Origin of the sequence: Mycobacterium sp. (genome assembly GCF_049608025.1) — a bacterium.
Classification (GTDB): Bacteria; Actinomycetota; Actinomycetes; order Mycobacteriales; family Mycobacteriaceae; genus Mycobacterium.
This window is the reverse complement of record NZ_JBMYXC010000092.1, coordinates 1-5,848: the sequence shown is the minus strand read 5'-3', so window position 1 is coordinate 5,848 and position 5,848 is coordinate 1. Positions and strand designations below refer to the sequence as shown.

At 62.5% G+C, this 5,848-nt stretch carries 12 protein-coding genes; 7 read left to right on the top strand and 5 right to left on the bottom strand.

What is annotated here, in order from left to right; translation table 11 throughout:
- Positions 1-20: 20 nt before the first annotated feature.
- The 3 genes from ACPGXI_RS17560 to ACPGXI_RS17550 are packed head-to-tail and all read right to left on the bottom strand — an operon-like array spanning position 21 to position 864.
- Positions 21-251 carry a hypothetical protein gene (locus tag ACPGXI_RS17560; protein ID WP_526655242.1) on the bottom strand — a complete coding sequence of 77 codons (231 nt, stop codon included), beginning with the start codon at positions 249-251 and terminating at the stop codon, positions 21-23.
- 38 nt (positions 252-289) lie between these two features.
- Entirely contained in the window at positions 290-664 is a 375-nt protein-coding gene (locus ACPGXI_RS17555; RefSeq protein WP_526655240.1) for a type II toxin-antitoxin system VapC family toxin, read from the bottom strand.
- Between the two features lie 2 nt (positions 665-666).
- Positions 667-864 carry an antitoxin gene (locus tag ACPGXI_RS17550; RefSeq protein ID WP_526655238.1) on the bottom strand — a complete coding sequence of 66 codons (198 nt, stop codon included), beginning with the start codon at positions 862-864 and terminating at the stop codon, positions 667-669.
- Between the two features lie 114 nt (positions 865-978).
- Here ACPGXI_RS17550 and ACPGXI_RS17545 point away from each other — a divergent pair, with 114 nt between their 5' ends.
- The 7 genes from ACPGXI_RS17545 to ACPGXI_RS17515 all read left to right on the top strand — a co-directional run bounded on the left by ACPGXI_RS17545 (position 979) and on the right by ACPGXI_RS17515 (position 4,749).
- Positions 979-1,611 carry a hypothetical protein gene (locus tag ACPGXI_RS17545; protein WP_526655236.1) on the top strand — a complete coding sequence of 211 codons (633 nt, stop codon included), beginning with the start codon at positions 979-981 and terminating at the stop codon, positions 1,609-1,611.
- A 9-nt stretch (positions 1,612-1,620) separates the two neighbouring features.
- Entirely contained in the window at positions 1,621-2,055 is a 435-nt protein-coding gene (locus tag ACPGXI_RS17540; RefSeq protein WP_526655234.1) for a hypothetical protein, read from the top strand.
- A 10-nt stretch (positions 2,056-2,065) separates the two neighbouring features.
- Positions 2,066-2,266, top strand: coding sequence for a hypothetical protein (locus ACPGXI_RS17535; RefSeq protein WP_526655232.1), 201 nt, complete (start codon positions 2,066-2,068; stop codon positions 2,264-2,266).
- Entirely contained in the window at positions 2,259-2,492 is a 234-nt protein-coding gene (locus ACPGXI_RS17530; protein ID WP_526655230.1) for a hypothetical protein, read from the top strand. Before ACPGXI_RS17535 ends, ACPGXI_RS17530 begins: the two co-directional genes overlap by 8 nt.
- Before the next feature lie 281 nt (positions 2,493-2,773).
- Positions 2,774-3,280 carry a hypothetical protein gene (locus ACPGXI_RS17525; RefSeq protein WP_526655228.1) on the top strand — a complete coding sequence of 169 codons (507 nt, stop codon included), beginning with the start codon at positions 2,774-2,776 and terminating at the stop codon, positions 3,278-3,280.
- Positions 3,277-3,837 (top strand): hypothetical protein, encoded by a 561-nt coding sequence (locus ACPGXI_RS17520; RefSeq protein WP_526655226.1) that lies wholly within the window; start codon positions 3,277-3,279, stop codon positions 3,835-3,837. The genes ACPGXI_RS17525 and ACPGXI_RS17520 overlap by 4 nt, the downstream gene beginning before the upstream one ends.
- A 15-nt stretch (positions 3,838-3,852) precedes the next feature.
- On the top strand, positions 3,853-4,749 hold the full coding sequence (locus tag ACPGXI_RS17515) for a hypothetical protein (RefSeq protein WP_526655224.1): 897 nt from the start codon (positions 3,853-3,855) through the stop codon (positions 4,747-4,749).
- Here the strand turns inward: ACPGXI_RS17515 and ACPGXI_RS17510 are convergent, their stop codons facing one another.
- Both ACPGXI_RS17510 and ACPGXI_RS17505 read right to left on the bottom strand, forming a co-directional pair.
- Positions 4,750-5,166, bottom strand: a complete 417-nt coding sequence (locus ACPGXI_RS17510; RefSeq protein WP_526655222.1) for a type II toxin-antitoxin system VapC family toxin — start codon at positions 5,164-5,166, stop codon at positions 4,750-4,752.
- Positions 5,163-5,411, bottom strand: a complete 249-nt coding sequence (locus ACPGXI_RS17505; RefSeq protein WP_526655220.1) for a FitA-like ribbon-helix-helix domain-containing protein — start codon at positions 5,409-5,411, stop codon at positions 5,163-5,165. Before ACPGXI_RS17505 ends, ACPGXI_RS17510 begins: the two co-directional genes overlap by 4 nt.
- Between the last annotated feature and the right edge of the window lie 437 nt (positions 5,412-5,848).

Genomic DNA, 5,848 nt, shown 5'->3' with positions numbered 1-5,848 from the left:
ATACGTCGCGAGGTTTGCGGCTACGGCAACGCGGCCGAACTGGTCGCGATCAACCGCAGCCCAGGCGGGCCCACCGCTGGCGCAGACACCGAGTTGGATTCGTTGAGGATGTCGTAAGCCGCTGACCGGATGATCAGCATGTCAGATTCCTCCAGATCAGCCAGGCGGGCGAAATAGTTAGCGACCGCATCTGGGCTCATACCTTTGTCCAGGTATCCGCGAATAGTGTTGCGTTGCTTCAAATCCAGCATTTCGTGTCTCCTTCTCAGTTTCGTTGTTGCGTTTTTGGTTACTGCGCCAAAACCATCACCGGGCAACGCAGACCCTCTATGGCAGCGATCCTGCGATCCCCGGTAACCAGCGAGCAGTCCAGCGCTTCAGCCAGCGCCACGCAGACCGCGGTGACGGTGTCGAGCTCCTCCAGTTCCCACGCCCTACCCAGCAGCGGGTGGGAAGGGTGTCGCTGAACCCCGAGGCGACACCAGGTGTCCAACGCAGCCCTGGCCGGCGCCGCTGCAAGTCGGTCTTCGGCCACAGCCAGGCGAAGCCCTTCGGAGACACCGCCGTCCACCAGATCAGGGACACAAAGGTGTTCCTCACTCAACAGTCGCCGGGCCCGACCGGCGTTGCATAGCGCAGACAGCGCTACCGACACGTCGGGCACGATCACCTCGCACCCCAGTCGTCGAGGTCAACCCTCAGATCAGGCAAGGCCGCGAGCAGATCAGCGTTGTCGGCGCGCTTCGTCGCTACCGCCAACTCACGGATCGCCACCGCGGTCACCGAGGCGCGTTCCCTGGCCGCGAGGCGGTCTAACCGTTCAACAACCTCGGCGGGAACATTCCGTAACAGCAACGTCTTCACCCCCCAATGCTATCACAGCGTTATCATCTGTAGATTGTTGTGCTATCGTAGGGTTATCGACATAGTCCTTGCGGTGGCCTCCCAACCTCCGCGAACACCGAGAGGAGAGCAGCCATGAGCCAAAACGCACTGCTCGACGCCCCCAACGCCAGCGGCTATCACGCATCGGGCAGCTACCATCGACCTATGGCTGCACCGCCGCATCAGCCCCCGCCCCCACCTCAGTGGGCCCCCACACCGCCGCCTAACCAGTCGCGGCGGTGGCTTCCCGCCGCGATCATCAGCGCAGCCATCCTCATTACCGGCGCCATCATCGGCGGCGCCATCATCATCAACAGCGGCAACAGCAATGACACCGCCGCGACGCCGCCCGGTCCAAGCGCAGTTGCACCGGGGAATCCGGGCACGCAGGTGAGCGCCGCCGACAGTTCTACCTGTCAAGGCTGGGCCGCAGCCACGGCTGCACTCAACGTGATTCCGGCCCTGCCTGCCGGCTGGGATTGGGATACACCCCGTATCGACGCCCTGATCGCGGATCAGAACGCCGCGATTAAGACCGCCATGGACTTGTTTGAAGGTGACATTTCCGAGAGTGACCCGCCGCAGGTTGCAGCTGCAGCGCGTGACTACGTGGCCGCGCAACGACATTCAATGCAGCAGTTCGCTGATCGAGCCTTCACTACTGCCGATGGCGTGCCCGTCACGACTGCGCGGGTGAAGCTCGACCATGCGTGCGGCGTGAGCTAGCGACTGATCTTGCCTCCCAAGCCGTCCACTCCGCATGCTTCTGAGATTCTCGGGAGTTATTGGGAGGACTCGTTGGAGCCGGCGGAGTTGATGCGCCGCTCAGTCGAGCTCGGCACGCTGTCCTCGCAGCTGCTTGCGACCTCCGAGGATGGGCGAGTCGGCGCGATGCAGCTGCTCAACCACGGGCAAGGTCTACTCGCGGACACGATCTCGACATCGTGGGGGATGTATTTCACCCGTATGGGCATGGTCGCAGCCCAAATCGCTGAAGCGTCTGCCTATCTCTCTGCCTGGGCCACGACGCTCGGGGCGATGCTCGCTCAAATGGATGCCGTGGTCGGGTGGGCCGAAGCAGCCATCGAGGCCCTCGAAGCCGCCCGCGTCGCCCTCGAAGCAACAGGCGAGAACGTCGACGCGCTGATCGATGGAAATCACCGCCCATAGGCCGACTGCCGTGCTGCTCACTGGCGTGGATTTACGGACCCGCTTGGCCGGCGAAGTGCGCCAACTTCTCGAAGACGAGGGCGTCCCGGTGATTAGCGCCCCGATTGTGCGCCGGGAGGCGATCCGCCGCGCCTACGGGACCACGCCGACAAACCTGTACGGCTACGACGACGTATTTTCCGAGCTAATGGAGGTTATGGAGCATGCCTGAAAACGATCTGGCCGCGAAGATGAAGGCGCGGGTGGCCGGCAGCCCCGGCCGCCGCGCCGCGGACACGTTCCGTTCGCCATCCGACGACATGCAGCGGGCCACCGTGTATCTGCCGCGGGCCACGGTACGGCAGCTCAAGCAGGCGGCTCTCGATGGCGACACGTCGATGAGCCGAATCCTGACCAAGCTGGCGAACCAGTGGCTCACTGATAACGCAAAGACGTAATAACGTAATAGTGCAACAACGTAATAGTGCAACAACACTTGTGTTTGAAGTGAACGGAATTATTAGAGATGAATGATCCTTTGCCCGGACCTCCGCCGGATGACGATGGGTTACCCGGCCCGCCGACGCCTGAAGATTTGGCGTCGTTGCCGGGGGCGGGGTCTTCAGGACTTGGGCGAATTCGCGAGCAGATTCGCCAGACACAGGAATTTCTGTACCGCTGCGAACAAGACATCGCTGCAACCGGATACCGCTCCGCGCGTCACCGCCTATGGACCGGTGTGCTCAGCTCCGCTCGTGCTGGCACCCTCGCGCAGAACTGGCGCGAGCACCTCACCATCGATACGGCAGGCCGCGACGAGATCCGCCGAGCCGTCCTGGGAGATAGCGCGGCGAAGTCGGTAAACCGTACCCAGTCCGCCGATGCGGACACCCTTGCCGTGCACGAGATGGCGATGATGCCCATCCGTCCGTGGGAGCCGCATGCCGCCGGCGGTGACTGGCGGGCAGCTCTTGAGGCCTGGTACGCAGACACCCTTGCCCTAGACGAATACCGCGTCGGCAGTTTCGGCGGCGGGCTCGACGACAGTTTCAGCGGCGCGCGCGACGCCATGGAAATTATCCGCAACTTATGGACGGCGTCGTACCGCGCCGGTCTCGCGGCTGGGGGAGAGGACAACGACTGGCTGGCATGGCTTGAGAGCTCACGCACCCGGCCGGTCGCCGATCCCACTGGGCTGCGCCAGCATCTGGAACAGCTACCCGACTACTGGACGGAGCGATCATGACCGAAATTCCGCCACAGGTTTCAGGCAGCGGCCCGAATTACGATCAACAAATGGGCACCACACCGCAGCAGCCGCCGAAGCCCTCGCGGTCGACCTGGATAATCTTCGCCGCCCTCGTGATCGGCTGCGCGCTCATTGCAGGTGCAATTTTGGTTGCACTCGACGGCAAAGGCGCTCCAGCCGGTCCCACTCCGTCGCCGACGGCATCTCCGCCGACGACTAGCGCCGCGGATAGCAGTTCTACCACTTGCAAGGCGTGGAAAACCACCAAAACCATCGTGCTCTCCATTCCGGCACTCCCGCCCGGTTGGGATTGGGACACCCCGAATATCGACACATACATCGGAAATCGAACGGCAGCGATCGCCCGCGCGCTGGATCTGTTTGAACCCAAGATCGCACCGAATCCGCCCGATGTAGCAGCTGCTGCGAGCAACTACATCGATATGCGGCGTGTCGAGATTGAGAAGCTCCGCAACCACAGCTTTTCCGGCGAAGACGTAGTCAACTCAAGGGCGGCGTCTTTTGAGTTGGATCAGCTTTGCGGTACGGGATAGGCCGGGGGACACCCAATGCCACCGATGCCGCCTGGTCCGAATGCCGAAGAAATTCTGCAGGGCCTATGGGAAGAAACGCTTGAGCCGGCGGAGTTAACGCGCCGCTCGGTTGAACTCGGCAAGCTCTCCTCCGAACTACTTGCCGTCTCCGAGGACGGGCAAGTCGGCGCCATGCAGCTGCTCAACCACGGGCAAGGTGTACTCGCGGAAACGATCTCGACATCGTGGGGGATGTATTTCACCCGTATGGGCATGGTCGCAGCCCAAATCGCTGAAGCGTCTGCCTATCTCTCTGCCTGGGCCACGACGCTCGGGGCGATGCTCGCTCAAATGGATGCCGTGGTCGGGTGGGCCGAAGCAGCCATCGAGGCCCTCGAAGCCGCCCGCGTCGCCCTCGAAGCAACAGGCGAGAACGTCGACGCACTGATCGAACAGATCAAAGCCGAAGCCAAGTCCCAAGTCGCCGCGATCTCCGCGGCCGCATCCGCCGCCATCGGCTCCACCCTCGATGAACTCCTCCACCTCCTCATCGAGGAACTGATGCCTCGACACCCGTCGCTGCTCATCAACGATGAAATCCCACGCCGCCACATCGCCGGCCCGCTGCTCGATCACCGGAAACTCCGGCCTACCGACCGGATCAGCAAGCCTGATACCCACCCGACGCAACGAATCGACGCGACACCGCTCCACGGCACGCTCAAGAACAGCCACATTGGCCACCGAAGACGCATAGCCCGCCCGCGCATGCGACGGACAACGCCGCCGGCCCGCCCGGCTCCCGCGAAGAGCTACACATACCAACCAAGTACCGCCGCCCGACACGATTTCCGTCACCTCAGCAAGCCCGGACACGCCCCACCGCCTCGTCGAGCTGTTGTCCGTTGTCATCTGATCTGGGGCAATGGCTGATTACGCCCAGGGGTTGATCAGGTCGATCCCGGTCGTCTCGAAGTGGCGGGTATTCCGAGTGGCTAGAACTGCGCGTCGAGATGCGGCGATACCGGCGATTTGAACGTCTCGGATCTCTACCGGCCTGCCGTTTCGCTGCTGTTCTGCGGCAATGGTTCCCGCAGTGAGAGCCGCGGCCTGATCGAAGACCTGGACGCGTCCGTTGAGATCGTCTTTGAGCAATTGGGTGAAGCTTCGTTCAAGCTGGCTGCGACGCCGCCCGCGCTCCAGAAGGTTTATCCCGGTGTGGATTTCGAAGACGGTAATCGATGTGGTCCACATGGATTCGGCTGGCTCATTGTCGAGCCACTCCACCACGACAGGATCAGGGGTCGCTTGCATTAGCGCCGAGAGCACGTTGGTATCGAGCAGGATCATGAATCGAACTGCGCCGGGCGCACAGGATTGTCACGCAATTCGGGGATGTCCTCGCTGAGTCCTACCCTGCTGAAGCGTGCGGCGATGCGGGAACCGAGGCGACTCGGCGCCTCGTCGACGCCACGGACGGCGTTCCGCAAGATTTCCCGCACTTCCTCCTCGGTGCTGCGGCCATGTTGCCGGGCGATTTGCTGCAACTTGGCCTTCGTGTTGTCGTCAAGCTGGCGGATCAGAATCTGAGCCATAGCAAAATGCTATCACGATAGCGGTTGTGAACTGCCCATGTGGAAATAATAGGGCCATGCTCTTGGGCGCGAAATTGCCCCAGGTCGCACGATTTCTGTCACCTCAGCAAGCCCGGACACGCCGTCCGTCACGGTTTTGATCAGCCAACGCCGTATTTCCCAGTTCCTGCTCCTCGTCGGCGTTGCGCTCCCGATCCGGGCTGGGCATTGTCACCTCGATTCTCCGCCGCGCGTTTCACCCTGCCCAGCTGGGCCGGACAACTTTCAGCAGCCACATCGGCGACCAGCGGTAACTCCGCACCTGTCTCGGCGACGGACAACAGGCAGGACCAGGCAGCGCTGAACCAACCGCCGCCAACTCCAGCAACAATCCCCCTCCGATGGTTGACGTCCCTGACGAGGAGTGCGTCACTCAGCGCGGCAGACCCAGCAACCGC